The sequence below is a fragment of the Pseudomonas sp. MWU13-2862 genome, from assembly GCF_023242495.1.
GTDB classification, from domain to species: Bacteria; Pseudomonadota; Gammaproteobacteria; order Pseudomonadales; family Pseudomonadaceae; genus Aquipseudomonas; species Aquipseudomonas gingeri_D.
In genome coordinates this window covers 250,225-276,222 of sequence record NZ_JALMEZ010000008.1, presented here as the reverse complement: position 1 = coordinate 276,222, position 25,998 = coordinate 250,225, and the positions used below count along the sequence as shown (strand labels likewise).

Sequence of the window (25,998 nt, the reverse complement as noted above, 5' to 3'; positions counted from 1 at the left end):
TGGAAGCAAAGGAAATCGACAGGCGTAAAAACTCGTAGGAAAAATAATATCCATCCCGCTAAAGCCGATAGAATTCGGCCTCCCCTACTGCCGGAAACAGGATATGCCGCTGTGAGAATTTCCCTTGTCGACTACGTCACGCTGACCCCCGCCCAACGCGAGCAGTTGGCCTTGATCCAGGTCGATGCGGCGCAACGGGAATTTTCCAGCGATATCACCCGGGGCCTGGCGGTGCTGCTGGCCCACACGGGCAATGACGTGAAGGGTTTTGTACTGCTGGCCGATGCGCTGCCGGTGGGTTTCCTGCTGCTCAAGCGGCCCCCGGCATCACCGGCCTGGGCCAGCGGCAATGTCTGCACCCTGCATGGCCTGCAAGTGGATAAAAACTACCAGGGCCAGGGCCTCGGGCGCGCCTGCATGCAAGCCCTGCCGGACGCCGCTCGCGGCGCCTGGCCGGCTACCCGCCAGCTGATGCTGATGGTCGACGCAGACAATGACGCCGCCCGCGGGCTCTACCTCAAACAGGGATTTGTCGACAGCGGCGAGACCTTTCACGGGCGGGTCGGTGAAGAACGTCGGCTGACCTTGCCACTCTGAGGCGGGAGATTGTCATGAATGCCCGACTGACCCGCTACGACGACCTGAGCGCCCTGCAACGCGAACAGCTCGCGGCCCTCGAAGTCCACCCCGGACAGCTGCAATTTTGCGGTGATATCCAGGCGGCCCTGCACTTCCTGCCACGGGAGCCCCATGACGGCGTGCTCGGTTTTGCCCTGCTCGACCATGACACCCCGGTGGCCTTCCTGTTGCTCAAGCGCCATCCTTTCGTCCCCCATTGGGCCGACAAAGGCAGCGCCACCCTGCATGCCCTGCAGGTCGACAAAAGGCTTCAAGGCCGGGGGTTCGGCGCGGCCTGCCTGCAAGCCTTGCCCGCAGCGGCACGCCAGGCCTGGCCCCAGGTCCGTCAATTACTGCTGTCGGTAGGAACCGATAACCAGGCGGCGATGAGTCTTTACCTGAAACAGGGTTGGGTGGATACCGGTGAAGCCTATCGCGGCGAACGACGATTGACCCTGACACTTTAAAGTTGCCGGTGGCCATAAGTATGAGATCAGTTGGTCATTTACAGTAAAACTTGATCGCTGGGCAAATTCGCCTTCCAGTTATTAAATCGATGACGTCGCTGCTGCATCAGCCAGCGCATCGCTACTTGATAAGCCGTTATTTAACTCAAGTAGCCATTTAATAAACTGAAAGGACTCAATACCCATGGATGCAAAAAATCGAATCTCGAACAGCGCCCCCAAAACCTCGCCCTCCGCGGCCATCCAACGGCCGGGCAGCGCCGGAAGATTTGATCTGGAATTTGGTGAACACCGCGACGGCCTGGTTATTTTTTCAGAAAGAGGTCCTGGCTTTGTCGGCCCTTCTTTATTGCGGCCCGACGGCCGCCATCGGTTTATCGGCGTACATGAAGACCAGCCAGAAAGTATCACCCAGGCCGACTTCAGCGAAGACGGCCTTTATTATCATGACTTCGCCCAGTCACTCGGAAGTTCCAGCCGAAGACTGATCAAGGCGGTCCTCGACGAAGACGACAAGTTCCTCCTGCTCGGCCACTTCCGCTCCGGTGAACAGGTCTTCTGCGCCCGTATCACTGAAGACGGCATGCCGGACCCCGATTTCGGCGACAACGGTCAGGTTGCCCTGCCTTACACGGCCCCCTGGATCGGCTATGGCCGCCGGCTCACCGTGCAACCCCAGGACGGTTTTATCGTCCTGGCCCTGAGGAACAGCGCCGTGGGCGAGTCGGCACGCGACGTTATCGTGCGTCTCGACCGCAACGGCAGTTTCGACCCGCGCTTCGGCACCTGCGGCGTGGTCACGGCACCGGAACCGAACATCGCGTTCGAGGCGGTTCAGGTCCAGGCCGATGGCAAGCTGATCGTGGCCGGCCGACGCGGCCGCAAGGCCATGCTGATGCGCTACGGGGCCACCGGCCTGCCGGACAAGACCTTCGGTTGCGCCGGCTATCTGGAGCTGGAGCCGGCCCGCGACGGCCACGCCGCGTTTTTTGATCTCGCCGTGCAACCCGATCAGAAAATCGTCGTCACCGGCTCCGCGGATCTGTCCCACAATATCGCCCTGCTCACCCGTGTCACAGCCGACGGCAAGCTGGACGTCACCTTCAATGCCGGAGTGCCCTGGGAGCTGCCGGAACTGGATATCGCCTTCGCCCTGGCGGTGCAGGAGGACGGGAAAATCGTCAGCGCCGGTCATATCAACAGCGGCAGCCGCTGCTGGTTGATGCGCCACTTGAACAACGGCGAACTGGACCCTGATTTTGGCGACAACGGCATCAGCCGCCTGATCTACATCGGCGATTCCACCAGCTACCTCTCCAACCTGGAGTTGCAGCCGGATGGCAAGATCCTGCTCTCCGGACGCTACGCCACCCATTCGGCGGTGATTCGCTGTTACGGCAACTGAGCACGTAGCGCCTGGGGAAAGGCAAGGTCATGTCGGTGATACGGCGTTCCTCGATGCCACCCAGGCGCCCCAGAACAGGCTGGAAAAAAACCGCGTCGCGGTGCCAAACCCGGCCTTCTCAAGCAAGTGCTGAACCGCCGCCTCCGAGTGTGGCGGATCGGCCCCCTGGAGAATCTTGCCAAGCTTGGCGCGAACAGCGTCAGCACTCGCGCCCTGCTGGCGCCAGCGCTCGCCCCAGGCCGCCAACAACAGCGGCTGGCTGGCATAGGCCTGATGGTTGCCCGCCACAATCAACGGAGCTCCCGGTTTGAGCCGGGCGGCAATCGCCTTGAGAATGTCGTGCTTGGCCTGATCGCCGGGCAGGTGATGCAACACACCGATCAGGGTCGCGGCATCATAGGGCGGCTCGTCGGTCAGTTCCTCGACCGTGCCCAGGAATACCCGCGTGCGCGCCAGCAGCCCCTGGGCCTGGAGACTGGCCTGCGCCAACTCAAGCATCGGTGCCGAGGGGTCTACCGCGGTGAACCGCCAAAGCGGCTCAAGCGCCGCCGCCGTCAGGATTTCCTGAGCGGTACCGCCGGCGCCCACCACCAGAATCCTCGCCTCGCCCCCGCTGCCCAGGCTGGCCGCCAGCATGCAGGCGACCAACTCGTGACAGGCGTCATAACCGGCCAGGGCGATACGGCTTTGCTCGGCGTACTCACCGGCACGGGATACATCGAATTTCCGAGCGGAATCCAGAGGTTCGGACGACATGGGCTTTCTCTCTTGGCGGGGAACTTCAGCCCAAGGTAGTCGCCCTGCGAAAATAAAGAAAATTCATGTTTTTAATGCAATGCATTCCTTTCAGGAATACGAAAAACACCAGCGGCTCAGTGGCTATCGCGCCCCCGAACGCCCCTTTGATCAAAAGCCGACGACGGGGTCGAGACAATGCTCAGCGGCATCGGGATGGCGATTTCAACCCAGTTCGTATCCGCCCTATATTGTTGCGCGAACGCCTCGTAAAGCTTTCATATAGTCGATGTCATTTGCCCGCCATTTCGACTATTTCTCTGCAGGTCGCCGCCTGCCGCGGTGTTTTCCGGAGACCTGCCATGACCCATATCCAGATCGGCCTGCTTATGCTGTTGGGCATCAGCGCGTTCGGTGTGATCACCCTCTACCTCGACTTCTGGCGTGCGTCCAAGACGCAAAGGGAGAACAAATAAGCCGTTACAGGCCGACCAGACGATAGCCCACCTGCAATTCGGTGATCAGGTGTTGCGGCTGCGCCGGGTCGGCTTCGAGTTTTTGCCGCAGATGCGCCATGTGTACCCGCAGATAATGAGCCCGATCGGCATAGTCCAGCCCCCAGACATCCAGCAGCAATTGCCGGTGCGTCAGCACCCGGCCCTGACCCCGGATCAACGCGATCAACAGGCGGAACTCGATGGGTGTCAGGTGCACGCCCTCGCTGCCACGTCGCACCTCATGGGTCGCCAGATCGACCTCGACCTCGCCGAAGCGCACCTTGCTGCTGACCGCCGCCGTGCCGCTTTGCACCTGCCGCCGCAACTGCGCACGAATACGCGCCAGCAACTCGGGCACACCGAACGGCTTGACCAGATAGTCATCGGCGCCGGCGTCCAGTGCGGCGACCTTTTCGTCTTCGCGGTCACGGGCCGACAGCACCAGGATGGGCACGCTCATCCAGCCACGCAGTTCACTGATCAGGTCCTTGCCGTCACCGTCGGGCAAGCCCAGGTCGACGATCACCAGGTCCGGCTGGCGGCTCGCCGCATCGATCAGGGCACGCTTGCTGCTGTCGGCCTCGAAGACCTGGAAGCCTTCGTCCTGCAAGGCAATGCCGATGAAACGACGGATATTGGCTTCATCCTCGACAATCAGGATACGGGTGCTGGTCATAAGGTTTCCATGGACGGCGGTTGACCCGCCGGTAAGCTGATAACAAAACAAAGGCCGTTCGGCAGCCGCGGCCGGGCGACGACCCGGCCGCCGTGGGCTTCGACGATCCGCCGGACCAGGGCCAGCCCCAGGCCGATGCCGGACACCGCCGATTCCTGCCGGCCACGGCTGAAGGCTTCGAAGAGTTGCTCGGGGGCGATACCCGACGGGCAGCCCGGTCCGCTGTCGGCGATCTCCAGGACGATCTGCTGATCGACCTGGCTCGCCGTGATCTCGATCGGCGTACCCGCCGGGGTGTATTTCGCCGCGTTGTCCAACAGGTTGACCAACACTCGCTCGATCAGCAGCGCATCGATCTCCACCAGGGGCAGGTCCGCCGGCAACAGCGCCCGCACCGGATGCCGGGCGAGGGGTTCGCGCAGTTGGCGCAAGGCGCTGCCGACCACCTCTTCCAGGGAGTGCCACTGACGGTTAAGGCGCACCCCATGTTCCTGCAGGCGCGCCATATCCAGCAGGTTTTCGATCAGCCTTTGCATGGCACAGGCCTGATCGTGAATCCCGCCCAATAACCCGCCGACCAACGCGTCACGCACATGGGGCGCTGCGGCGTCGGCGGCGCCGATAATGCTGGTCAAGGGCGTACGCAGGTCATGGGAAATGGCCGCCAGCAAGGTGTTGCGCATGCGCTCGCCTTCCATCTGCACCAGGGTGCTTTGCGCCACTTCAACGAAATGCACCCGTTCCAGCGCAATCGCCAACTGGCTCATGCAGGCTTCCAACAGGCGTTGCTCATCGGGGTCCTTCAGGCGCTCGGCATCACTCAGGTCGAGGACCAGCACACCGCGCACGCGCATCGGCGCCTTGAGGGCAAAGTAGCAACCGGGGGCGGCCGCCAGGGTATCACTGCCCTGTCCGGCCGGGCGTCCGTGTTCATAGGTCCACTGGGCGATGCTTTCATCCACCGGGAAGACACTGCCGGCCAGGGTGCCGACCCGGTCGCCGGCATCCGGCAAGGCCAGGCCGACCCGGGCCTCGAACACCCCGCTGAAGGTGCGCAGCGCCACCGCGCCGAGCTGTTCGACGGTCAGGGCCGCGGACAGGTCGCGAGCCAACAGCGCCAGCGAGGTCGCCCGGCGCTCACGGGCCGCCGCTGTACGCGCCTCATGGCGCAGGCGCGCGGTCAGTTGGCCAGTGATCAGGGCAATGCCCAGCATCAAGGCGAAGGTGAAGAAATACTGGGTGTCGTTGACGGTGAACGACAGCACCGGCTGGACAAAGAAAAAATCGAAACACAGCACCGCCAGCATCGCCGCCCAGACACCCGGCCCGCGGCCCAGGCGCAGCGCCACCAACACCACCGTCAGCAGGAACAGCATGACCACGTTGGCCGGGTCGAAGACTTGCAGCAACAACGCCGCTACCGCCGTGGCGGCGAAACAGGCCAGGGTCGCCCACAGGTAGGCCAGGCCCCTGCCCGGTGCCAGTCTCGGTTCCGCTTCCGGTCGGGACGGCGCCGTGCGCGGCAGCTCGCCATGGGCGATCACGATCTGGTCGATCTGCGGGTGGTGGCGGCTGATCCGGTCGCTGACCGTCTGGTGCCAGAACTGCCAGACCCGTCGTGGCCGATGGCCGAGCAACAGGCGGTTGGCATTGCGTTCGCGGGCACAGGCCACCAGGGTTTCGGCGACATCGATACCCGCCAGGATCGCGGTATCGGCACCGAACTCAGCGGCCAGGGCCAGGGTCTTCACCGCCGCTGCGCGTCGCCGCAGGGCCATGCCGCCCGTCGACACCGACTCGACATGCACCACGATCCAGTCGGCTTCGAGCTTCTGCGCCAGGCGCGCGGCTTCGCGCACCAGACGTTCATCCGAGGACTCACCGGCAACCCCCACCAACAAGCGCTCACGAGCGGCCCACAAGGTGTCGATGGAACGCTCGCGACGATAGAGACGCATTTGCGCATCGACCCGGTCGGCGGTACGGCGCAGGGCCAGTTCACGCAGGGCCAGCAGGTTGCCTTTGCGAAAGAAGTGCCGCGACGCCCGGTCGGCCTGCGGGCCCTGGTAGACCTTGCCGTCCTTGAGACGCTGCAACAGTTCGTCGGGGGCCAGGTCGATCAGCACCACTTCATGGGCACTGTCGAACACATGGTCGGGGACGGTTTCCCGCACACGGGTGCCGATGATGCCGCTGACCAGGTCATTGAGACTTTCCAGGTGCTGGACGTTCAGGCTGGTCCAGACCTCGATCCCGGCCCGCAGCAGCTCTTCGATATCCTGCCAGCGCTTGGGGTGGCGTGAGCCGGGGACATTGCTGTGGGCCAACTCGTCCACCAGCAACACCGCCGGACGGCGGACCAGTGCCGCATCGAGATCGAACTCCGGCAACGTGCTGTCGCCATGGGCCAGGCGATGGCGCGGCAGTTGTTCCAGGCCGGCGAGCAAGGCGGCGGTATCACCGCGCCCGTGGGTTTCAATCAGGCCGGCGACCAGATCGCATCCGAGAGCCCGCTCGCGGTGCGCGGCCTGGAGCATGGCGCAGGTTTTCCCGACCCCGGCGTTCGAGCCGAAATAAATACGCAAACGGCCGCGCTGGGCGGCCTTCTCGTCGGCTTGCAGTTGCTCCAGCAGCGCATCCGGATCGGGTCTACCGTCGCGGATGTCGCGGGAGGTGTCATTCAAACTCATGTCATTCCTTGTCAGACGCACCCATGCCGGTCACCTAGACCACGCCCAAGCCAACCAGCAGCATATCGATCAGCTTGATCCCGGCAAACGGCACCAGCACCCCGCCCAGTCCATAGATCAGCAGGTTGCGATTGAGCAGCGCCGCCGCGCCGATGGCCCGGTATGCCACGCCCTTGAGCGCCAGCGGGATCAGGAACACGATGATCAGGGCATTGAAGATCACCGCGCTGAGGATCGCCGAGTTCGGGCTGCCCAGGTGCATCACGTTCAAGGCGCCGAGCTGCGGATAAGTCGCCACGAACGCCGCCGGCACAATAGCAAAATACTTCGCCACATCGTTGGCCACGCTGAAAGTGGTCAGGGCACCACGGGTCATCAGCATCTGCTTGCCGACCTCGACCACCTCGATCAGCTTGGTCGGATTGCTGTCCAGATCGACCATGTTCCCCGCTTCCTTGGCCGCCTGGGTGCCGCTGTTCATCGCCACCGCGACGTCGGCCTGGGCCAGCGCCGGGGCGTCGTTGGTGCCATCGCCGGTCATCGCCACCAGCTTGCCCTGGGCCTGGTAGTCACGGATCAGTTGCAGCTTGTCTTCCGGCCGGGCCTCGGCCAGGTAGTCATCGACCCCGGCTTCCACCGCAATCGCCGCCGCAGTCAGCGGATTGTCGCCGGTGATCATCACGGTCTTGATACCCATGCGTCGCAACTCGCCGAACCGCTCCTTGATGCCGGCCTTGACCACGTCCTTGAGCTCGATCACCCCAAGGGCCCGCGCGCCATCAGCCACCACCAGCGGTGTGCTGCCGCGCCGTGAGACTTCGTCCACCCGCGCTTGCAGGGCCGCCGGGAAACCACCGCCCAGTGCCTCGATATGCCGGCGAATCGCATCGGCCGCACCTTTGCGGATCATCCGGCCATCGGCCAGGTCGACGCCGCTCATGCGGGTCTGAGCGGTGAATGCGACGAAGCTGGCGTTCAGGCTTTCCAGATCCGGCTCATTGAGCTCGAACTTCTGTCGCGCCAACAGCACGATGCTGCGCCCTTCCGGTGTTTCGTCGGCCAGGGACGCCAGTTGCGCCGCCTCGGCCAGTTCACGCTCTTTCATCCCCGGTGCCGGCAGGAAGGCACTGGCCTGGCGATTGCCGAGCGTGATGGTGCCGGTCTTGTCCAGCAGCAACACGTCGACATCGCCGGCCGCTTCCACCGCGCGCCCGGAGGTGGCGATCACATTGGCCGCCATCATCCGGCTCATGCCCGCCACGCCGATGGCCGAGAGCAGGCCGCCGATGGTGGTGGGAATCAGGCAAACCAGCAAGGCCACCAGCACCGTCGCGCTGACCACACTGCCGCTGCCGCTCATGACCACGGCGAAGATCGAGTACGGACTGAGGGTGACGATCACCAGCAGGAACAAGGCCGTCAGCCCCACCAGCAGAATGGTCAGGGCCACTTCGTTGGGGGTCTTCTGGCGCTTGGCCGATTCGACCATGGAGATCATCCGGTCGAGAAAGGATTCGCCGGGATTGACGCTGATACGCACCACCAGCCAGTCCGAGAGAACCCGGGTGCCGCCGGTCACCGAAGAGAAATCACCACCGGCCTCACGGATCACCGGAGCCGATTCGCCAGTGATCGCGCTTTCATCCACCGACGCCACGCCCTCGATAACGATGCCATCGAGGGGCACCAGGTCGCCGGCCTCGATCAGCACTACCGCGTCCTTGCGCAACTCGCTGGCCGCCATCGGCAACCATTGCGCACCATGACGCGGCTTTTGCAGGACCTTGGCCAGGGTCTGGCGCTTCATCCCGCGCAGACTCGCCGCCTGTGCGCGGCTCCGCCCCTCGGCCAGGGCTTCGGCGAAGTTGGCGAACAGCACGGTGAACCACAGCCACAGGCAGATGCTCAGGATAAAAGCACTCGGTGCCTCGCCCTGGCCGCCCCAGGACTGCACCCACAACAAGGTGGTGAGCAGGCTGCCGAGGTACACCACGAACATCACCGGATTTTTCCACTGGGCCTGGGGCAGCAGTTTCCGGAAGGCATCCACGCCGGCGGCCAGCAACAGCTCGCGGTCGAACAAAGGCAAACGGGCTTTCATGTCACTCATGATCGATTCTCTTACTCAGTGACGACGACTGGGGACTGGCGGGGTGTCGCCAAGGCATCCAGCGCCAGGTTGAGTTGCAGCACATTGACTCGCGGCTCGCCGAGCAGGCCGAAGGTACGCGTCTCGGTCGACGCCCGGACCAAGGTCAGCAGGGCGTCTTCGGACAGCTGCCGCAGCGGTGCGACGCGCCGCGCCTGGATCAGCGCGTTGGCCACTGAAATATGCGGGTCCAGGCCGGACGCCGAAGCCGTCACCGCGTCGACCGGCACCGGCGCTTGCGGGTCCAGGCCGTTCGAGGCGCGATAGGCCACGGCCCGCTCCTTGACCGCGTCGAGCTGACGCTGGCTGGTCGGGCCCAGGTTGCTGGCCCCGCTGAGGCCGGCGTTGTAGGGCGTGGTCACGGTCTTGCTGGCGTCGTTCGGATCGACGCTCTGGGTCACGCTGGGGCGGGCCTGGAAATACTCCGGGCGGCTGAACGCCTGGCCGATCAGCACCGAGCCGACCACCTGGCCGTCGCGCTCCAGCAGGCTGCCCTGGGCCTGGAACGGAAACAGCAGGTTGGCCGCCAGGGTGGTGAGCGCCGGATAGGCCAGGCCAGTCAGCAACATGAACATCACCGAGGACACCAGCACCGGGCGCCCCAGGCCGCGGAACAGCCCTTGAGTCACCGCCAGCGGCGGCGTGGAAATACGCGTAGTCATGCAAATATCCTCACTTGTAGGTCTGGCTGGAGAGCAGTTGCAACTGCTCGACCACTGGCCCCAGCGCGAGCGCCGGCAGGAAGGTCAAACCGCCGACCACCAGCACCACGAACACCACCAGGAACATGAACAGCGGCGTGGCGGTGGGAATGGTCCCGGCACCGGCCGGGGTGGTCTTTTTAAAGGCCAGGGAGCCGGCCACGGCGAGCATCGGCAGCAGGGTGAAGAAACGCCCCAGCAACATCGCCAGGCCGATGGTGGTGTTGAAGAACGGGGTGTTGGCGTTCAGCCCGGCGAAGGCCGAACCGTTGTTGGCGGTGCCGGAGGTGTAGGCGTAGAGCACCTCGCTGAAACCGTGGGGCCCGACGTTGTTCAGGCTGTCCAGGGTGCCCGGCCAGAGCGCGGCCAGGGCGGTGAAGCCGAGGATGCAGATCGGATGCGCGAGCACCGAGAGCATCACCAGTTTCATCTCCCGGGCTTCGATGCGCTTGCCGAGGAACTCGGGGGTGCGACCGATCATCATGCCCACCAGGAACACCGTCAGCAGGGCGTACTGGATCAGGTTGATAAAGCCCACGCCGTCGCCGCCGAACACGCAGTTGAGCATCATCTGCGCCATGGGCACGAAGCCGCCCATGGGCATCAGCGAGTCATGCATGGCATTCACCGAGCCGGTGGTGGCGCCGGTGGTGGTGGCGATGAACAGACTGGTATCGGCGATGCCGAAACGCAGTTCCTTGCCTTCCATATTGCCGCCGCTCTGGGTCGCCGACAGCAGTTGGTCGACGCCCAGCCGGGTCAACAGCGGGTTGCCAGCCTGCTCGGCAAAATAGACCACCGCGAGAAAGCCGACGAACATCATCAGGAAGGTGCCGAAGAACACCCAGCCCTGGCGCCGACGGGCCAACAGGCTGCCGAAGGCATAGGTCAGCGCCGAGGGGATCAGCAACATGCTGAAGATATGCAGGATGTTGGTCAGTGGCGTCGGGTTCTCGAACGGGTGCGCGGCGTTCATGCTGAAAAAGCCGCCACCGTTGGTACCGATATGCTTGATCGACTCGAAGCTCGCGACCGCACCGACGATCAGTTGTTGTTGCGCACCTTCAAGGGTGGTCGCCAGGGCCTGGGAGGAGAAGGTCTGCGGCATACCCTGCCAGACATAGACCAGCGCCATGGCGAAGCACAACGGCAACATCACCCGGTAGAGGATGCGGGTGAAGTCCACCCAGTAGTTGCCGATATCCGTCGCGCTGCTGCGGCTCAAGCCGCGGATAAATCCGGCGGCGGCGACCACACCGGAGGTGGCACCGACAAACATCAGGAAGGTGATCACCGCCATCTGGCTGAAGTTGGACAGGCTGGTTTCGCCCGAATAGGCCTGCCAGTTGGTGTTGGTGATAAACGAGGCGGCGGTGTTGAACGCCAGGTCCGGGGTCTGGGCGGCCAGGCCCAGCGGATTGATCGGCAATGAACCCTGCAGGCGCAACAGCAGGTAGCCCAGCAGCATCATCGCGCCGTTGGACAACAGCAGCGCCGAGCCGTAGCGGGCCCAACCCATGGTTTCCCGTGGATCGACGCCCAGCAGGCGATAGGTCAGACGCTCCGGCAGCGCATGGCCAGGGTGAGAAAAGACCCGGCTCAACCAGCGCCCCATCAAGACGGCAAGCCCGGTCATCAGACCCAGGACCAGCGCAAATTCCAGCAGTACGGTCAACATGTGCAAGCTCCGTTCAAATCTTGTTCAAGGCGACAATGAACAAGGCTGTCGCGCCGAAAAACACCAGGGTCGCGCCCAGGAAAATCAGGTCGTACATGGTTGGTTTCCTTGTTCGATAGGGTCCTTGCGGACCGCACAAAGCGCCTGCGACGAGGCGTGCGCAGGAATCAGAAGTCTTCGGCGCGGATCAGCGCGTAACCCAGATAGACGAACAGGCCGGCCGCGCCCAGGCCGCTGAGCAGGTAGATGAGTTTGAGTGTCAACACAGGTGTCCCCTTGCCAAATCGGTCGGCTCGCTCAAGCGCACGCAAGGGCGCCGCAAGCCAGATCAAAGGGTACGGGCGCGGGTATTAAGGTCGGGCACTGATTACCGGGGGGGACGTTAAGATGGCGTATAGAAGAACGCTCCCCTTCTGCCGAAGGGGAACGTCAGCGGCACAGAATCAGGCCTTGATCGGCAACCAGATTTCCACCGTGCCGGTGCCTTTTTCCGGATTGAAATCGGCGCTGTAGCGCTCGAACTCCGGCGCTTCGGCCGCCAGGTAGCCGGATTGCGGCAACCAGTGGTTCCAGATGGCCTCGAAGGTGTGCTTGAGGGTGTCGAGGGAGCCCTGGTGTTCAAACACCGCGTATTGCTGGTCCTGCAATTCCACCCAGCGATACAGCTCAGGCAGGTCGTCGAGCTTGCTGATCTGCACTCCGGCGATGTACTCGAAGCCGCCCTCGCCATCCGGATGGCAGCAGATACCGTACGTCACCTCACCCACCTGGCTGGGGACTTTTCCGATGTGCGGCACGAAGGCATCCCACAGATCGGGGATAGATCCCGACGTCTCGGCGGTAAAACGTGCGCCCAGGCCGGCAATCAACTGAAAGTGACCGTGCTCGAAGCGTGGCGCTGGCAAGGCCTGCGTGTAGCCAAGGTTATGTGCTGCGTCCATGAGGGCAAACTCCATAGGGGAAACAACTCCGAAAAGCAGTATAGAAGCAAATAATCCTGTCGTTGGGCGACCCGACGCTTGTCCCCCCGGCGGAAAATATTTTCCGTCGCCCATCTGGACAGATGACCAGCATCGCCCTTATTGTCTGCTCCGCAGGCCACCGCAGTGGCCGACGTCGCTCGGACGGTTCCGGGCGCTTACGTGTCAGAGGTTTACATGGCAGACCCAGGTTCGCCGCGCCGCTTTGCGCGCATTGATCGACTCCCCCCCTACGTATTCAATATCACTGCCGAGCTGAAGATGGCCGCCCGTCGTCGTGGCGAAGACATCATCGACTTGAGCATGGGTAACCCCGACGGCGCCACTCCGCCACATATCGTCGAAAAACTGGTCACCGTCGCCCAGCGCGAAGACACCCACGGCTACTCCACGTCCAAGGGCATCCCACGGCTGCGCCGGGCGATTTCCCACTGGTACAAGGATCGCTACCAGGTCGATATCGACCCGGAAACCGAAGCCATCGTCACCATCGGTTCGAAAGAGGGCCTGGCCCACCTGATGCTCGCCACCCTCGACCAGGGCGACACGGTGCTGGTGCCCAACCCCAGCTACCCGATCCATATCTACGGCGCGGTGATCGCCGGCGCCCAGGTCCGTTCGGTGCCGCTGGTGCCGGGCGTAGACTTCTTCGCCGAGCTGGAGCGGGCCATCCGTGGCTCCATTCCCAAGCCGAAGATGATGATTCTCGGTTTCCCCTCGAACCCCACCGCGCAGTGCGTGGAACTGGACTTCTTCGAACGGGTGATCGCCCTGGCCAAGCAGTACGACGTGCTGGTGATCCACGACCTGGCCTATGCCGACATCGTCTACGACGGCTGGAAAGCCCCGTCGATCATGCAGGTGCCCGGTGCCAAGGACATCGCGGTGGAGTTTTTCACCCTGTCCAAGAGCTACAACATGGCCGGCTGGCGCATCGGTTTCATGGTCGGCAATCCGGAGTTGGTCAGCGCCCTGGCGCGGATCAAGAGTTACCACGACTACGGCACCTTCACGCCGTTGCAGGTGGCGGCCATCGCCGCGCTGGAGGGCGATCAGCAATGCGTCAAGGATATCGCCGAGCAGTATCGCCAACGACGCAACGTGCTGGTCAAGGGCCTGCATGAACTGGGCTGGATGGTCGAGAACCCCAAGGCCTCGATGTACGTCTGGGCGAAGATTCCCGAGGAATATGCCCAGATGGGCTCGCTGGAGTTCGCCAAGAAGCTGCTGGCCGAAGCCAAGGTCTGCGTCTCGCCGGGGGTCGGCTTTGGCGAGTACGGCGACGACCATGTGCGGTTCGCCCTGATTGAAAACCTCGACCGCATCCGCCAGGCGGTACGCGGGATTCGCGGGATGTTCCGCACCGATGGCCTGCTGAAGAAAGCTACCGCGGAATAACCTGTGTAGCGAGTGCGCTTGCCACATGATTCGGGGCCGACACCTTCACAGGTGTCGGCCCCGATTCGTTTAGACCACCAGCGACAACAGCAGGATAAACACCAGCCCCACCACCGACAGGATGGTCTCCATGGCCGTCCAGGTCTTGAACGTCTCGGCCACGGTCATATTGAAGTACTGCTTGACCAGCCAGAACCCGGCATCGTTGACGTGGGACAGGATCAACGAACCCGCCCCCGTCGCCAGCACCAGCAGTTCACGGTTCACCCCTGGGATCAGGTCCACCACCGGCATCACGATGCCCGCCCCGGTAATGGTCGCCACCGTCGCCGAACCCGTGGCGATGCGGATCACCGCCGCCACCAGCCAGGCCAGCAGGATCGGTGAAATCTGCGCACTCACGGCGATATGCCCGATCACGTCACCCACGCCACTGGTCACCAGCATCTGCTTGAAGCCACCGCCGGCACCAATGATCAGGATGATCGCCGCGGTCGGCGCCAGGCTGGCATCGAGCAGTTTGAGCACGCGTTTGGAATCCATGCCCTGGCGCTTGCCGAAGGTGTAGAGCGCCAACAGCAGGGCCAGCAGCAAGGCGCTGATCGGGTGACCGATCATGTCCATCCAGATGCGGAAGAAATGCCCGTCCGGCAGGGCAATGTCGGCAAAGGTCTTGAGCAACATCAGGAACACCGGCAGCAAGACGGTGACCAGGGTCACGCTGAAACTCGGCAGCGCTTTCACTTGCGGCTCACGGGCCAACTGGTCGACCAGTTCCTGGGAAGGGTTGCCCGGGATGTATTTGGCGATGAAGGTCCCGTAGATCGGACCGGCGATGATGGCGGTCGGCAGGGCGACGATCAGGCCGTAGAAAATGGTCTTGCCGATGTCCGCGTTGAACACTCCGATAGCCAGCAGCGGCCCCGGATGCGGCGGCACCAGGCCGTGCACCGCCGAAAGCCCGGCCAACAGCGGAATACCGATCTTGATCAGCGGCACGCCGGTCCGCCGCGCAACGATGAACACCAGCGGAATCAGCAGCACGAAGCCGATCTCGAAGAATAGCGGAATGCCCACCAGGAACGCCGAGCACATCATCGCCCACTGCACCCGCTCCTTGCCGAAGGCGCGGATCAGGGTCTGGGCGATCTGATCGGCACCGCCGGAATCGGACATCATCTTGCCAAGCATGGTCCCCAGCGCAAGGATGATTCCGACAAACCCCAGCACGCCGCCGAAGCCGTCCTGGAAGGCCTTGATGATCTTGTCCGCGGGCATGCCCGAGGTCAGGCCGAGAAACGCCGAGGCGATGATCAAGCCGATAAAGGGGTGAATCCTGAAGCGGGTGATCAACACGATCAGCCCGATAATCGTGACCACTGCATCCAGCAACAGATAGGTCTCGTGGGACAGTCCGAACATAAGGTGTCTCCTGCTTGTTGTTTTTATGCGTTGCGTGATTTGACGATAGCCCAATGGGATAGCGCTATCTTTTCGAAACGAAAATCAGGCCGAACGTTCCAGCCCGTGTGCCTGCCACCAGCGATGGGCCGACTGGGCCAGACGCTCGATGCTCTGGGTCGAAGCATCGAGGGCCAGGGTCAGGGGCTCGCCGACCGGCGATTCAAGGGTGGCGAACTGGCTGTCGATCAGGGTCGAGGGCATGAAGTGCCCGGGACGATGGGCCACCCGCTCGGCGGCGACTTCACGGCTCAGTTCGAGAAATACGAAGCCCAGGCCCGGTGCCGCGCTGCGCAGGCGTTCGCGGTAGCTGTGCTTGAGCGCCGAACAGGTCAGCACCGGATGCCCGCCCGTGGCCAGGACCGCGCGCAACTCGTCGCACAGGCTGTCGAGCCAGCCGGCACGGTCATCATCGGTCAGGGGGATGCCGGCACTCATCTTGGCGATATTGGCGGCGGGGTGAAAGCTGTCGCCTTCGATCTGGGTCGCGCCGTTGAGCCGGCACAGGGCCTCGCCCACACTGGACTTGCCGCAACCGGAGACGCCCATGATGACCAGGGCAGTGATGGGTTGACTCATGTAACACCTCAGCACGCAGACAGCGCTGTCTTTGTCGAAGCTTCCATACTCGGAAAGCAAAGCACAAAACACAGACTACCGACGCTTTCTTGTCATTTTTATGGGGTGATGCGCTAAACATCCACGACAGCATCCGACGCGATCAGGCCAACCGCGCTCGAACAATTGCAGGCTCGTCGAGACAGCGCTACCTTAGTGCCTTGAATTTTGTTTGGCAAGCCGTCCGATGACCTCCACCAAAACCGATAAGAATACCCGTACCACGGGACGCCCTACCCTTAGCGAAGTCGCGCGCCTGGCCGGCGTCAGTCCGATCACCGCGTCGCGGGCCCTGCGTGGCATCAGCAGCGTGGCTACGGACCTGGTGGAAAAGGTCCGACAGGCGGCGGAAGAACTGAACTACGTGGTCAACCCGGCCGCCCGCGCCCTGGCCTCGGCCCAGAGCCATTCGGTGGTGGTGCTGGTGCCGTCGTTGTCCAACCTGCTGTTTATCGACACCCTCGAAGCCATTCACTCGGTGCTGCGCCCGCGGGGCTTCGAGGTGCTGATCGGCAACTATCACTATTCCCGCGACGAAGAAGAAAACCTGCTGCGCAACTACATGTCCTACCAGCCACGGGGCTTGTTGCTGACCGGTTTCGACCGTTCGGAAAGCGCGCGGCGGATGATCGAGGCGAGCAACGTGCCCTGCGTCTACATGATGGACCTGGACCCAGGCGCCGGGGTGAACTGCGTCGGCTTCTCGCAACAGAACGCCGGCGCCACCGTGGCCGAGCACCTGATCTCCCGTGGTCGCAAGCACCTGGCCTATATCGGCGCACAACTGGACCAGCGCACACTCCTGCGCGGCGAAGGCTTTCGCCAGGCGCTGCAGGCGGCCGGGCTGTACCACCCGGACCTGGAACTGCTGACCCCGCGCCCCTCGTCGGTGGGCCTGGGCGGCGAACTGTTCCTGCAACTGATGCAGAGCCATCCGCAGGTCGACGGGATCTTCTTCGGCAACGACGACCTGGCCCAGGGCGCCCTGCTAGAGGCAATACGCTGTGGTATCAAGGTTCCGGAGCAGGTCGCGGTGGTGGGTTTCAACGACCTGCCCGGCTCGGCCTTCATGGTCCCGCGCCTGAGCAGCATCCGCACGCCCCGGGAAGCCATCGGCCGGCGGGCGGCGGAACAGATGCTGAGCTTGATGGCCGGCAACCCGGTGGCCCAGCCGGTGCAGGATATGGGCTTTGAACTGATGGTGCGTGAGAGCAGTTGAAGGGCCTCAGCCACAGAAATCAATCCCCGGCTCGGCGGGGATTGAGCGGCATCAAGCCTGATCGGTGCGACGCTTTTCCCTGACCAGCAGCAGCGCGGCAAACACCCCGATCCAGACCACCGAAGCGCCGTAGTTCAGGCGCTGGTACAGACCGAAGCCCTCGCCCGCCGCCACCGCCTGCCCCATCAACGGCAACGCCGCCACAGCCACCAGGGTGCACGCCAGGGAAAACCAGGCGAAGACTTTCGAACCCAGCAAGCGCGCGGCGAGATACACCCACAGGGCGTTGGCGATCACCAGGGTCAGAAACATCATCAGCCACGCGCTGTTATGCACGGTCTGGCTGAAGGACGGGTGCTGCAACCCACAGCCGGCGTCGCAGGAAAAGTAACCGGTAAACAGGCTGGCGATGCCGTGCAGCGCAATCAGCACCCCACTGATCTGCGCCAGGCCGCGCCCTTCGAAACAGGCAAAGACCGTCACACCAAAGGCGAAGAACAACAGCCCCAACGGCAGGTTGTTGATCAACGGCGACAACTCGTGGGTCGGTGCGCCCAGCGCACCCAGTTCACTCATGGCCTGGTTGAGATGGCTATAGCCCGGATACAGCGCCCCGGCCAGGGCCAGCCCGACGAGTAACCAGAAGGGCGTCAACAATCCGGCCACACAGCCGAATTTACGCAATGCCTTGTGCATCTAGCGGGGACCTCAGGGGGTTGGATGAAAGCGACAGGCCACTATCCTAAAACGCCACGCGAACCCTGAGCCAGAGATTTATTGACCAGACAGACTGGCGGCCATGGTCTACCTTTAATCGTCACATAACCTTCATATTAAGGTCAGAAAACCTACACGGAAGTTGTATATGAACCTACTCAAGGTATTGCTGACCGGGGCCTGCGGTCGTATCGGCAAGACGTTTTTCCAGGCGACGCAACACCAATACGACTTTGTTCTCGCCGACCGCCACCATCCGGACTTTGCCATCGGCGAGCACCGCTTTGTCCGCCTGGACATGGCTGAGAAGGAAGAACTCGCGGCCCTGGTCGATGGTATCGACGTGGTGGTGCACCTGGCGGGTATTCCTTTTGCCGACTCCTCCTTCGAGGAACTGCTGCCGAACAATATCCTGGCCACCACCTACCTGCTGGAGGCCGCCGCAAACGCCCAGTGCAAACGCGTGGTGTTCGCCAGCAGCGCCCAGACCATCGAGGGTTACCCGGTGGACCGGCAGATCACCCCGGGCATGCCGGTGATGCCGGCCAATCTGTACGGGGTGAGCAAATGTTATGGCGAAGCGCTGTGTGCGTTCTATTCGGCACGGCACGGCTTATCGACCATTGTCCTGCGCATCGGCGCCTTCGAGTTTCCCGACGATCATGACCTGCGCAACGCCCGCGACCTGAGTGCCTGGCTCAGCCCACGCGACGCCGTGCAGTTGTTGCAGAAGGCCATCGAGGTCAAAGGCGTGCAACACCTGGTGGCCCACGGTATTTCCAACAACCGCTTCAAGCGCCTGGACCTGAGCGAGACCGTCCGGGTACTGGGTTATCAACCGGTGGACGACGCGTTCCGCGAGTTCGACCTGCCGATCCGCTGAAGCCGGAAGCACACTGCCGGGAGCGGCAACCCAGGCGGCAATGCGCCTCCGCCTGCCGCTGCCCGTTTGTCCGGCATGTACCCGTCATGCCTTGATAAGCCTTGGTTTGTACCAACAGGCATACAAATTGCTGACACGGGTCATGTTCCCTCATTCAGGGGTTTATCCCATGTTGATCAATGCCCGTTATAACCCAGTGGTTCAACCCAGCCATCGCACGGACCAGGATCCGACCACCGCTGCCGCCAACGCACTGTCCAGTGGTTTTATCCAGAATGCCCAGGCGGCCAGTGCAGCCAGCACCGTCCCCGGCACCCAGAACGCCGCGGACCAGATCGCCGACAACGTCAATGCGGCCTTCGCCAAGACCCGTGTGCAGCTGCAGGCGGCAGTGCCGACCGTCGCGCTTCCGGCGACCCTGACCGCCACCGCACCGACGACCCGCACGGCCCCGCCTGCCGCCGCGAGCAACGACAGCGACGCGATGAAGGCCTTCAAGGACTACATGAGCAAGCCGGTGGCCCAACGCATCCGTGATCAGATACTCAAGGAAGAGGGACTGACCGAGGACGACCTGAAAAGCATGTCGCCGGAAAAACAGAAAGGCATCGAAGACAAGATTGCCGAGCGCATGAAGATGGAGTTCAACGCGAAGACCGCGGACAACAAGGCCAACCCTGCCGACCAGCAGGCGGCCGGAGCCTTCCTGGCCACCGCCAGCCAGTAAACCGACCGGCACGGTTCCCAGATTCAGTGGGAGCCGGCTTGCCGGCGATGGCAGCCCAAGCACCGCACGGTGTCAGGCTTGCCGCGTTATCGCTGACGTCCAGCCGGCAAGCCGGCTCCTGCAAAAACCAGTGGCCAGCAACCAACTGTTGCCAGCTTATTCGATACCGATCCCCGTAGATCAGCGCAACATTTCGAACAAGGCCTGCACCGCCGCCGAGCGAGCCCCCACGGCCGACGGCAGCAAGCCGAAGCGTCGTTCGATCGGCACCTCCAGGCGCAACACCCGCAGGCCCTTGCGCTCGGCAGGCAGGGCCAGTTCGGGAACCAGCGTCACGCCGAGGTTTTCCCGCACCAGGGTGTAGGCGCTGCTCCACTCACGGACCTCGACGCGAATATCCTGCAGCGACAGGCCGATTTCGGCGGCAATGCTCCGGGCGTTGACCGCGCAACCGCCGGTCGCCAGTACAAAGGGTTCTGCGACCAACTCGGCCAGGCTCACGCAGCCATCGGCGCCCCTGGCGGCCAGTCGATGGGCCATGGGAACCACCGCGACCCAGGTGTCGTGCCCCAGCTCCAGAGCGCCACTTTCGATGTCGGGGTTGAGCACCACGCCGACATCCACGGTGTCATTGGCGAGCATGGCCTGCACTTCATGGTCGCTGACCTCCAGCGCCACCACTTCGATACCGGGATGGCGCTGGCGGAACTGACGCAACAGCGGTGGCAGCAAGGAGCCCAGGATCATCGGAAAACTCGCCAGGCGAATACTGCCACCGACCAGTCCTTTCTCGCTGTCGACCAACTGGCGGATATTTTCCAGGGCCGCGAGCATCACCCGCGCCTGTGCCAGGACCTGTTGGCCGATGGCGGTGGGCAATGACTCGCGGGCATGGCGGGTGAACAGCTGGACGCCGAGGATCTGCTCCATCGCCGCCAGCGCCTGGCTGGCCGCCGATTGGGTCATGCCAACCTGTTCGGCGGCCCGGGTCAGGGTGCCGGTATCGAGTACCGCTACCAGTAAACGCCAATGCAGCAGATTCATCATGACAGTAGCTGACCTTATGGCTGGTTTCTCAAGAATTAATTTTACCCAGGTCAGGGCGCCATATGACACTGCCGCTCGCCAAGGCCGTCAAGGCTGAACACAGTTCCTATTCAGGGAGTCTCATTGTCATGAAGCTGTACTACGTCCCAAACACCTGCTCGTTGTCACCGCATATTGTCCTGCGTGAGCTGGGCCTGCCCTTCGAGCTGGTACGGGTCGACAACCAGAGCAAAGTCACCGAGCACGGAGAGGACTTCCTCAAGATCAATCCCAAGGGTTATGTGGCCGCCCTTCAATTGGACAATGGCCAGGTGCTCACCGAAGGCGTGGCCATCGTGCAGTTTCTCGCGGATCTCAAGCCCGAGGCCGGACTGGCACCGCTCAATGGCAGCTGGGAGCGCTCACGTTTGCAGGAAGCACTGAACTTCATTTCCGGCGAAGTGCATGGCGGGATGGGGCCACTGTTCAACAGTGCGATACCGGATGAAGTGAAGGCGATTTTCCGGGAGAAGCTGTACAAGCGTTTCGCCTTGCTGAGCACGACGCTGGAGCAGCGCGACTACCTGCTGGGCGAGCACTTCAGCGTGGCCGATGCCTACCTGTTCACCGTGCTGCGCTGGACGGCCTTCCTTGGCCTGGACCTGGGACCGTGGCCGGCACTGCAACGATTCATGGCCCGGATCGATCAGCGCCCGGCGGTGATCGCTGCGCTAGCGGTAGAACTGGCGGCCTGAGTCATCAGGTGATCCCCCGCGTCTCGATCAATCCCAGCAACGCCTCGACATCCCAGGCAGTTGGGCGATCATGGTCGAGCCGCGCCACCTGACTGCGCACTGCCCGGTAGATCGCCCCACTGCCCTCCCCCAGACGCAATGCGCCGCGCAGGTCCACCGCCTGCGCCGCGACAATCAGCTCGATGGCCGCCAGCGTGGTCAGGTGCCGTGTCAGCTCACGGGTTTTCTCGATCACCGCCAGTGCCTGTCCGGCGTAATCCTCCACCCGATCCGCCACCGCAATGCTCACCGCCGGCAACGGATTGGCCAGATGGCCGATCTTCGCCACCAACGCCGACGCCGTGCGCTGCAAGGCCGCCAGGCCCACATGCCCCGGTTGCTCGATCAAAAAGCGCGGCAGTTCGCTGGAGCCCGGCGACAGCAGCTTGGCCATGCGCTCCGCCGAACAGGCCGCCAGCCGACTGAAGGCCAGGCCCAGTCCCTCCCCGGCCAAGGCCAGGTGGGTACTGTCGAAATTGGCATTGGCCAACACACTCTGCGCCTCGACGATCAAGGCCGGGTTGTCCGCGCCACTCGCCAACTCCAGCGCCACGGTATCGCGCAACTGCTGCCACGCCTGAAGCGCCGCGCCCTGGACCACGGTTGCACAGCGAAAACTCAAGGGGTCCTGCAAGCGCCTCGCCGCCCCTTCTTCATTCAGCTCGCCGGCGGCCAGCAACGCCAGCAAGGCCGCCGAGGCTTCGCTCTGCCCCGCCGCCGGACGCAAACGCGACGCCCAGGGCTGGAACGGACTGAGGTTGGCGCGATAGCCCTCGCAGGACAGCGCCAAGGCCGCCAGCAAAGTCTCCAGCGCCCGCTCAGCCTCAGCCACCAATAGGGCGCCCAATCCGATGCTGACAGCATTCGCCGAGACCAGCGCCAGACCGTCCTTGCCGATCAACCGGGCCGGCTCAAGCCCATTGCGCGAAAGCACCTCGGCCGCCGACAAACGCTCGCCGCGCCAGCTCACCCAACCCTGCCCCAGCAAGGCCAGGCTCAGATGGGCCAGCGGCGCCAGATCACTTTCGCCGATGGAACCGGTCAACGGCACCTCGGGATAGATCCCGGCCTCAAGCAAGCCCAGCAACGCATCCGCCGTGGCCGGGGAAATCCCCGAGCGGCCCTGGGCCAATCCCGCCAGGCGCGAGCACAGAATCGCCCGCACCTCCTCGGCACTCGCCAGGCGTCCGACACCCACCGCGCGCCCCAGGGGAATAAGCTGCTGCAGCTGCCCATCATCCAGCGGCAAACGCACATCCACCGCCGCGCCGAGGCCGGTGGTCACGCCATAGATCGCCTCCCCGGCTTCGGCGCGAGACAGCAACAAGGCATGCCCGTCGGCGATCCGCTGGCGCGCGGCGGTACTGAAAACCAGCGGCACGCCATCGCGTACCACCCGCAGCCAGTCCTCCAGCGCCAGACCTTGTCCGTCCAGCTCGACCGCCGTCATGCGAACCTCAATCGCTGGCCGATCCCCAGACGCGTCGCCTTCTGCAAGAACGCATGCCCCAGGGCGATATCACTCAGACTCAGGCCCCGGTGCCAGAACAGAATGGTTTCCTCGGAACTCTGCCGCGCGCTCCTCAAGCCGGCGACAATCTGCCCCAATTCGGCGTGCAGGGTCTGCTCACTGAGCTTGCCCGCCTCCACATGAGCCCGCAGTGAACCGAACATGCCACCCTTGCACTGGCCCCAATCGTCCACCACCAGCTTGCTCATGATATCGGTCAGCGACAGCTCCACCGCGCTCATGGTGCCATAGGGCACGACAAAGGCTCCGGGCTTGATCCACTCGGTACGCAACAGCGGTTGCGGCTGGTCCAGGCGCGAGGCCTCGACCACGATATCGGCACCGCGCACCGTGCTTTCCCAGTCATGGGTCACGGTGACCGGCTTGCCCAGGTCGCGGCGCAGTTTTTCGGCAAAGGCCTCGCGGCTTTCCTCGCGCCGCGAATGCACGCGGATCTCGTCGAAGTCGAACAGATGATCGAGCAGGCGCACATTCCAGTAGGCCGTGCCCCGCGCACCGATATGCCCGAGCACCTTGCTGCCGGGATTGGCCAGGTACTTGGCGCCGATGGCGGTGACCGCACCAGTGCGCATATCAGTGATCGCCGAGGCATCGAGAATCGCCTTGGGCACGCCGGTGGCCGGGTCGAGCAGGTTGAGGATCGCCAGTTCCGACGGCAGCCCCTTGCGGTAGTTGTCGACGAAATCGCCGACCACCTTGACCCCGGCATAACCGATGTCTCCGCCCAATACGCCGCGCAGCACATTGAAGTGGCCGTTGATGCCGCCACCCGGAATCAGGTGGGTACGCGGCTCGATCACCGCCTCTCCCCGCCCCTGGATGGCCAGGCTGGCTTCGATGGCGGCGAGGATTTCGTCGTTGCCCAGGTCCAGGGCGGCGATGTCCAGGCCGTTGAGAAAATCGATGTAGACAGGTTGCATGGAGGGGGTTTCCTCTGCGGGTTCAAGGGGCCTTGAAGACGATCCGGTCGACCTGGACCGCCTTGGGAATCAGGCCATTGGCGTAGAAGCGGTCGGCGGTGCGTTGTTGGTCGAGCATCGTCGCCGGGTCGACCGCTTTGAGCGGTGCATGGGTGCGGTGGGCGAAGTAGCCCTCGATCACCCCGCGTTGCAGGCCGAGGACCCGGGTCATGCTGTCGATGGACGCCTGCGGCTCGTCGAACGACAGTTGCTGGGCCCCGCCGAAGGCCTTGAGCAACGGGCCGATAGCCTGCGGATACTGACGAGCAAAGGTGCCACTGGCGATATAGAAACTGCCACCGGAATTGAGCCCCTGGCCGTCGCTGAGCAAACGCGCCCGACCATCGATCAGCGCGGCCGAGTAGTAAGGGTCCCAGATCACCCAGGCATCGAGCTTGCCCTGCTCGAACGCGGCGCGGGCATCAGCCGGCGACAGGTAGACCAGGTTCACGTCACTGAGACTCAGGCCGGCCTTGACCAGGCTCTTGAGGAACAGATTGTGGGCGCTGGAGCCCTTGAGCAAGGCGACCCGCTTGCCCTTGAGATCGGCCAGTTGCCGCACCGGGCTGTCCTTGGGCACGATGATCGCCTCGGTCTTGCCGTCGCTGGGCTCGACACCGATATACAGCAGGTCGATGCCGGCGACCTGGGCGAAAATCGGCGGAATATCACCGCTGTTGCCGATATCGACACTGCCGCCGTTGAGCGCCTCGATCAGTTGCGGGCCGCCGGGAAACTCGATCCATTGCACCTGGGTGCCGGGCAACGCCTGCTCCAGCAGATGGTGCTCACGGGCCAGGACCATGCTCACCGAACTTTTCTGGTAGCCGATCCGCACGGTGGCGGGATCGGCGGCCAGCAGCGGGCCGGCACTGGCCAGGCCCAAGCCCAGCAGCAGGCATAACCGTTTGAACATCACAGGCTGCCACTCACACGCTGGGCCACGGCCGCGGGCACCCAGGCGTTCCAGACCTGTGGCTGCTCACGCAGGAAGGCTTCGGCGACCTGGCGTGGCGGCAGGCGTTTTTCACCCATCTCGGCCAGGGTACGGTTCAGCAGGTCGATGGGCAGGTCGACTTTGGTAAAGAACTCCACCAGATCCGGGTACTGCGCCTTGAACGGTGCGGACACGCCGATCGCCAGGTGCGCCGGCATCGAGCGGGTACCACGGGGGTGCGGGTTGTTGCCGTCGGCCAGGGTCTTCCAGGCTTCGGCGTCGAACGGCGGCTCTTCCAGCTTGACCAGGTTGAAGCGGCCCAGCAGCGGGGTCGGCGACCAGTAGTAGAAGAGCACCGGCTTGCCGCGTTTGACCGAGGAGGCCACCTCCGCGTCCAGCGCCGCGCCGGAGCCGGTGCGGAAGTTGACGAAGCTGTCGCTCAGGCCATAGGCCTTGATTTTCTGGCTGTTGACGATCTCCGAGGTCCAGCCGGTCGGGCTGTTGAGGAAGCGTCCGCGAGACGGATCTTCCGGGTCACGGAACACGTCCTTGTAGCGTGGCAGGTCGGCCACCGACTTGAGGTCCGGTGCCAATGCCTTGATGCCCCGCGCCGGGTCACCCTTGATCACGTATTCAGGTACCCACCAGCCTTCGGTGGCGCCCTTGACGGTGTCGCCGACGCCGAACACCTTGCCTTCGCTTTCGGCCTTGACCCAGGCCGGGCTGCGTCCAGCCCACTCTTCGCCGATGACCTGGATATCGTTTTTCGCCAGGGCGGCTTCCAGGCTCACGGTGCTGCCGGGCAGGGTATCGGTGGAGTAGCCGTAGCCTTTCTCGACGATCAGTCGCAGGACTTCGGTGATCAGGCTGCCGCTCTCCCAGGTGATGTCACCGAAGTGGATCGGGGCGTTCTTTTCAGCGGCGGGTGCCGGCTGGGACAGCAGGCTCAGGGCCAATATGGAGCCGCCGAACAGGGTCTTGATGGATTTCATGTTCACCTCGTGGTGGTTTGGTTTTCATGGTCAATCGTTGTGCCGCACAGGGATTTCCCCTTGGAATACGGACCTGTAGGAGCTGGGCTTGCCCGCGAAGCTTTTAGCGATCTTGAGGGCCTCTTCGCGGGCAAGCCCTG

Annotated in this window: 24 protein-coding genes; 8 read left to right on the top strand and 16 right to left on the bottom strand. The window is 63.5% G+C overall.

Features of this window, described 5'->3' with window-relative positions; genetic code table 11:
* The first annotated feature begins 111 nt into the window (after positions 1 to 111).
* The 3 genes from M5C56_RS16820 (at position 112) to M5C56_RS16810 (ending at position 2,490) form a co-directional block, all read left to right on the top strand.
* Entirely contained in the window at positions 112 to 597 is a 486-nt protein-coding gene (locus M5C56_RS16820) for a GNAT family N-acetyltransferase (RefSeq protein ID WP_103498841.1), read from the top strand.
* 14 nt (positions 598 to 611) lie between these two features.
* The gene (locus M5C56_RS16815; RefSeq protein ID WP_103498842.1) at positions 612 to 1,085 is read left to right on the top strand and encodes a GNAT family N-acetyltransferase; all 474 of its coding nucleotides are present in this window, start codon (positions 612 to 614) and stop codon (positions 1,083 to 1,085) included.
* A gap of 184 nt (positions 1,086 to 1,269) precedes the next feature.
* The gene (locus M5C56_RS16810) at positions 1,270 to 2,490 is read left to right on the top strand and encodes a hemolysin (protein ID WP_103498843.1); all 1,221 of its coding nucleotides are present in this window, start codon (positions 1,270 to 1,272) and stop codon (positions 2,488 to 2,490) included.
* A gap of 27 nt (positions 2,491 to 2,517) precedes the next feature.
* Here the strand turns inward: M5C56_RS16810 and M5C56_RS16805 are convergent, their stop codons facing one another.
* The 8 genes from M5C56_RS16805 to M5C56_RS16770 form a co-directional block, all read right to left on the bottom strand.
* On the bottom strand, positions 2,518 to 3,246 hold the full coding sequence (locus tag M5C56_RS16805; protein WP_103498844.1) for a class I SAM-dependent methyltransferase: 729 nt from the start codon (positions 3,244 to 3,246) through the stop codon (positions 2,518 to 2,520).
* 459 nt (positions 3,247 to 3,705) lie between these two features.
* On the bottom strand, positions 3,706 to 4,398 hold the full coding sequence (locus M5C56_RS16800) for a response regulator (RefSeq protein WP_103498845.1): 693 nt from the start codon (positions 4,396 to 4,398) through the stop codon (positions 3,706 to 3,708).
* Positions 4,395 to 7,088: a sensor histidine kinase KdpD gene (locus M5C56_RS16795; RefSeq protein ID WP_103498846.1), complete on the bottom strand. Its 2,694-nt coding sequence runs from the start codon at positions 7,086 to 7,088 to the stop codon at positions 4,395 to 4,397. The genes M5C56_RS16800 and M5C56_RS16795 overlap by 4 nt, the downstream gene beginning before the upstream one ends.
* Before the next feature lie 34 nt (positions 7,089 to 7,122).
* Positions 7,123 to 9,189 (bottom strand): potassium-transporting ATPase subunit KdpB, encoded by a 2,067-nt coding sequence (gene kdpB / locus M5C56_RS16790; RefSeq protein ID WP_103498847.1) that lies wholly within the window; start codon positions 9,187 to 9,189, stop codon positions 7,123 to 7,125.
* Between the two features lie 20 nt (positions 9,190 to 9,209).
* Positions 9,210 to 9,899, bottom strand: a complete 690-nt coding sequence (kdpC, locus tag M5C56_RS16785) for a potassium-transporting ATPase subunit KdpC (protein WP_103498848.1) — start codon at positions 9,897 to 9,899, stop codon at positions 9,210 to 9,212.
* A 10-nt stretch (positions 9,900 to 9,909) separates the two neighbouring features.
* Complete coding sequence (kdpA, locus tag M5C56_RS16780) at positions 9,910 to 11,616, bottom strand: potassium-transporting ATPase subunit KdpA (protein ID WP_103498849.1); 1,707 nt, start codon at positions 11,614 to 11,616, stop codon at positions 9,910 to 9,912.
* A 167-nt stretch (positions 11,617 to 11,783) separates the two neighbouring features.
* Entirely contained in the window at positions 11,784 to 11,882 is a 99-nt protein-coding gene (locus tag M5C56_RS16775; protein WP_103498850.1) for a potassium-transporting ATPase subunit F, read from the bottom strand.
* A 177-nt stretch (positions 11,883 to 12,059) separates the two neighbouring features.
* Positions 12,060 to 12,557, bottom strand: coding sequence for a GyrI-like domain-containing protein (locus M5C56_RS16770; protein ID WP_103498851.1), 498 nt, complete (start codon positions 12,555 to 12,557; stop codon positions 12,060 to 12,062).
* Positions 12,558 to 12,773: 216 nt separating this feature from the next.
* Here M5C56_RS16770 and alaC point away from each other — a divergent pair, with 216 nt between their 5' ends.
* Complete coding sequence (gene alaC / locus M5C56_RS16765) at positions 12,774 to 13,994, top strand: alanine transaminase (protein WP_103498852.1); 1,221 nt, start codon at positions 12,774 to 12,776, stop codon at positions 13,992 to 13,994.
* A gap of 69 nt (positions 13,995 to 14,063) precedes the next feature.
* On the opposite strand, the gene M5C56_RS16760 is transcribed toward alaC, so the two are convergent.
* Both M5C56_RS16760 and M5C56_RS16755 read right to left on the bottom strand, forming a co-directional pair.
* On the bottom strand, positions 14,064 to 15,416 hold the full coding sequence (locus M5C56_RS16760; RefSeq protein WP_103498853.1) for a GntP family permease: 1,353 nt from the start codon (positions 15,414 to 15,416) through the stop codon (positions 14,064 to 14,066).
* 84 nt (positions 15,417 to 15,500) lie between these two features.
* A complete protein-coding gene (locus M5C56_RS16755) occupies positions 15,501 to 16,034 on the bottom strand; it encodes a gluconokinase (protein ID WP_103498854.1) in 534 nt (177 codons plus the stop codon).
* Positions 16,035 to 16,260: 226 nt separating this feature from the next.
* On the opposite strand from M5C56_RS16755, the gene M5C56_RS16750 reads away from it, so the two are divergent.
* A complete protein-coding gene (locus tag M5C56_RS16750) occupies positions 16,261 to 17,292 on the top strand; it encodes a LacI family DNA-binding transcriptional regulator (RefSeq protein WP_103498855.1) in 1,032 nt (343 codons plus the stop codon).
* Between the two features lie 51 nt (positions 17,293 to 17,343).
* Here M5C56_RS16750 and M5C56_RS16745 read toward each other — a convergent pair whose 3' ends face one another.
* Positions 17,344 to 17,988 carry a DUF998 domain-containing protein gene (locus M5C56_RS16745; protein WP_103498856.1) on the bottom strand — a complete coding sequence of 215 codons (645 nt, stop codon included), beginning with the start codon at positions 17,986 to 17,988 and terminating at the stop codon, positions 17,344 to 17,346.
* Between the two features lie 169 nt (positions 17,989 to 18,157).
* Here M5C56_RS16745 and M5C56_RS16740 point away from each other — a divergent pair, with 169 nt between their 5' ends.
* Positions 18,158 to 18,892, top strand: coding sequence for an NAD(P)-dependent oxidoreductase (locus tag M5C56_RS16740; RefSeq protein WP_103498857.1), 735 nt, complete (start codon positions 18,158 to 18,160; stop codon positions 18,890 to 18,892).
* 169 nt (positions 18,893 to 19,061) lie between these two features.
* Positions 19,062 to 19,619, top strand: a complete 558-nt coding sequence (locus tag M5C56_RS16735) for a hypothetical protein (RefSeq protein WP_103498858.1) — start codon at positions 19,062 to 19,064, stop codon at positions 19,617 to 19,619.
* Between the two features lie 180 nt (positions 19,620 to 19,799).
* On the opposite strand, the gene M5C56_RS16730 is transcribed toward M5C56_RS16735, so the two are convergent.
* Positions 19,800 to 20,666 carry a LysR substrate-binding domain-containing protein gene (locus M5C56_RS16730; RefSeq protein ID WP_103498859.1) on the bottom strand — a complete coding sequence of 289 codons (867 nt, stop codon included), beginning with the start codon at positions 20,664 to 20,666 and terminating at the stop codon, positions 19,800 to 19,802.
* Positions 20,667 to 20,794: 128 nt separating this feature from the next.
* On the opposite strand from M5C56_RS16730, the gene gstA reads away from it, so the two are divergent.
* Complete coding sequence (gene gstA, locus M5C56_RS16725) at positions 20,795 to 21,400, top strand: glutathione transferase GstA (protein WP_103498867.1); 606 nt, start codon at positions 20,795 to 20,797, stop codon at positions 21,398 to 21,400.
* Positions 21,401 to 21,404: 4 nt separating this feature from the next.
* Here the strand turns inward: gstA and M5C56_RS16720 are convergent, their stop codons facing one another.
* The 4 genes from M5C56_RS16720 to M5C56_RS16705 are packed head-to-tail and all read right to left on the bottom strand — an operon-like array spanning position 21,405 to position 25,858.
* Entirely contained in the window at positions 21,405 to 22,889 is a 1,485-nt protein-coding gene (locus M5C56_RS16720) for an aromatic amino acid lyase (protein WP_103498860.1), read from the bottom strand.
* Positions 22,886 to 23,890 carry an ornithine cyclodeaminase family protein gene (locus M5C56_RS16715; protein ID WP_103498861.1) on the bottom strand — a complete coding sequence of 335 codons (1,005 nt, stop codon included), beginning with the start codon at positions 23,888 to 23,890 and terminating at the stop codon, positions 22,886 to 22,888. Before M5C56_RS16715 ends, M5C56_RS16720 begins: the two co-directional genes overlap by 4 nt.
* A gap of 22 nt (positions 23,891 to 23,912) precedes the next feature.
* Complete coding sequence (locus M5C56_RS16710) at positions 23,913 to 24,845, bottom strand: aliphatic sulfonate ABC transporter substrate-binding protein (protein ID WP_103498862.1); 933 nt, start codon at positions 24,843 to 24,845, stop codon at positions 23,913 to 23,915.
* The gene (locus tag M5C56_RS16705) at positions 24,845 to 25,858 is read right to left on the bottom strand and encodes an ABC transporter substrate-binding protein (RefSeq protein ID WP_103498863.1); all 1,014 of its coding nucleotides are present in this window, start codon (positions 25,856 to 25,858) and stop codon (positions 24,845 to 24,847) included. Before M5C56_RS16705 ends, M5C56_RS16710 begins: the two co-directional genes overlap by 1 nt.
* Positions 25,859 to 25,998: the final 140 nt, after the last annotated feature.

Bases quoted from the DNA above. Each gene is read 5' to 3' on its own strand.
- M5C56_RS16770 (WP_103498851.1), bottom strand. From the start codon at position 12,557: ATGGACGCAGCACATAACCTTGGCTACACGCAGGCCTTGCCAGCGCCA.
- M5C56_RS16720 (WP_103498860.1), bottom strand. From the start codon at position 22,889: ATGACGGCGGTCGAGCTGGACGGACAAGGTCTGGCGCTGGAGGACTGG.
- M5C56_RS16750 (WP_103498855.1), top strand. From the start codon at position 16,261: ATGACCTCCACCAAAACCGATAAGAATACCCGTACCACGGGACGCCCT.
- kdpB (WP_103498847.1), bottom strand. From the start codon at position 9,189: ATGAAAGCCCGTTTGCCTTTGTTCGACCGCGAGCTGTTGCTGGCCGCC.
- kdpC (WP_103498848.1), bottom strand. From the start codon at position 9,899: ATGACTACGCGTATTTCCACGCCGCCGCTGGCGGTGACTCAAGGGCTG.
- gstA (WP_103498867.1), top strand. From the start codon at position 20,795: ATGAAGCTGTACTACGTCCCAAACACCTGCTCGTTGTCACCGCATATT.
- kdpA (WP_103498849.1), bottom strand. From the start codon at position 11,616: ATGTTGACCGTACTGCTGGAATTTGCGCTGGTCCTGGGTCTGATGACC.
- alaC (WP_103498852.1), top strand. From the start codon at position 12,774: ATGGCAGACCCAGGTTCGCCGCGCCGCTTTGCGCGCATTGATCGACTC.
- M5C56_RS16760 (WP_103498853.1), bottom strand. From the start codon at position 15,416: ATGTTCGGACTGTCCCACGAGACCTATCTGTTGCTGGATGCAGTGGTC.
- M5C56_RS16740 (WP_103498857.1), top strand. From the start codon at position 18,158: ATGAACCTACTCAAGGTATTGCTGACCGGGGCCTGCGGTCGTATCGGC.
- M5C56_RS16745 (WP_103498856.1), bottom strand. From the start codon at position 17,988: ATGCACAAGGCATTGCGTAAATTCGGCTGTGTGGCCGGATTGTTGACG.
- M5C56_RS16800 (WP_103498845.1), bottom strand. From the start codon at position 4,398: ATGACCAGCACCCGTATCCTGATTGTCGAGGATGAAGCCAATATCCGT.
- M5C56_RS16755 (WP_103498854.1), bottom strand. From the start codon at position 16,034: ATGAGTCAACCCATCACTGCCCTGGTCATCATGGGCGTCTCCGGTTGC.
- M5C56_RS16735 (WP_103498858.1), top strand. From the start codon at position 19,062: ATGTTGATCAATGCCCGTTATAACCCAGTGGTTCAACCCAGCCATCGC.
- M5C56_RS16705 (WP_103498863.1), bottom strand. From the start codon at position 25,858: ATGAAATCCATCAAGACCCTGTTCGGCGGCTCCATATTGGCCCTGAGC.
- M5C56_RS16810 (WP_103498843.1), top strand. From the start codon at position 1,270: ATGGATGCAAAAAATCGAATCTCGAACAGCGCCCCCAAAACCTCGCCC.
- M5C56_RS16805 (WP_103498844.1), bottom strand. From the start codon at position 3,246: ATGTCGTCCGAACCTCTGGATTCCGCTCGGAAATTCGATGTATCCCGT.
- M5C56_RS16710 (WP_103498862.1), bottom strand. From the start codon at position 24,845: ATGTTCAAACGGTTATGCCTGCTGCTGGGCTTGGGCCTGGCCAGTGCC.
- M5C56_RS16795 (WP_103498846.1), bottom strand. From the start codon at position 7,088: ATGAGTTTGAATGACACCTCCCGCGACATCCGCGACGGTAGACCCGAT.
- M5C56_RS16715 (WP_103498861.1), bottom strand. From the start codon at position 23,890: ATGCAACCTGTCTACATCGATTTTCTCAACGGCCTGGACATCGCCGCC.
- M5C56_RS16815 (WP_103498842.1), top strand. From the start codon at position 612: ATGAATGCCCGACTGACCCGCTACGACGACCTGAGCGCCCTGCAACGC.
- M5C56_RS16730 (WP_103498859.1), bottom strand. From the start codon at position 20,666: ATGATGAATCTGCTGCATTGGCGTTTACTGGTAGCGGTACTCGATACC.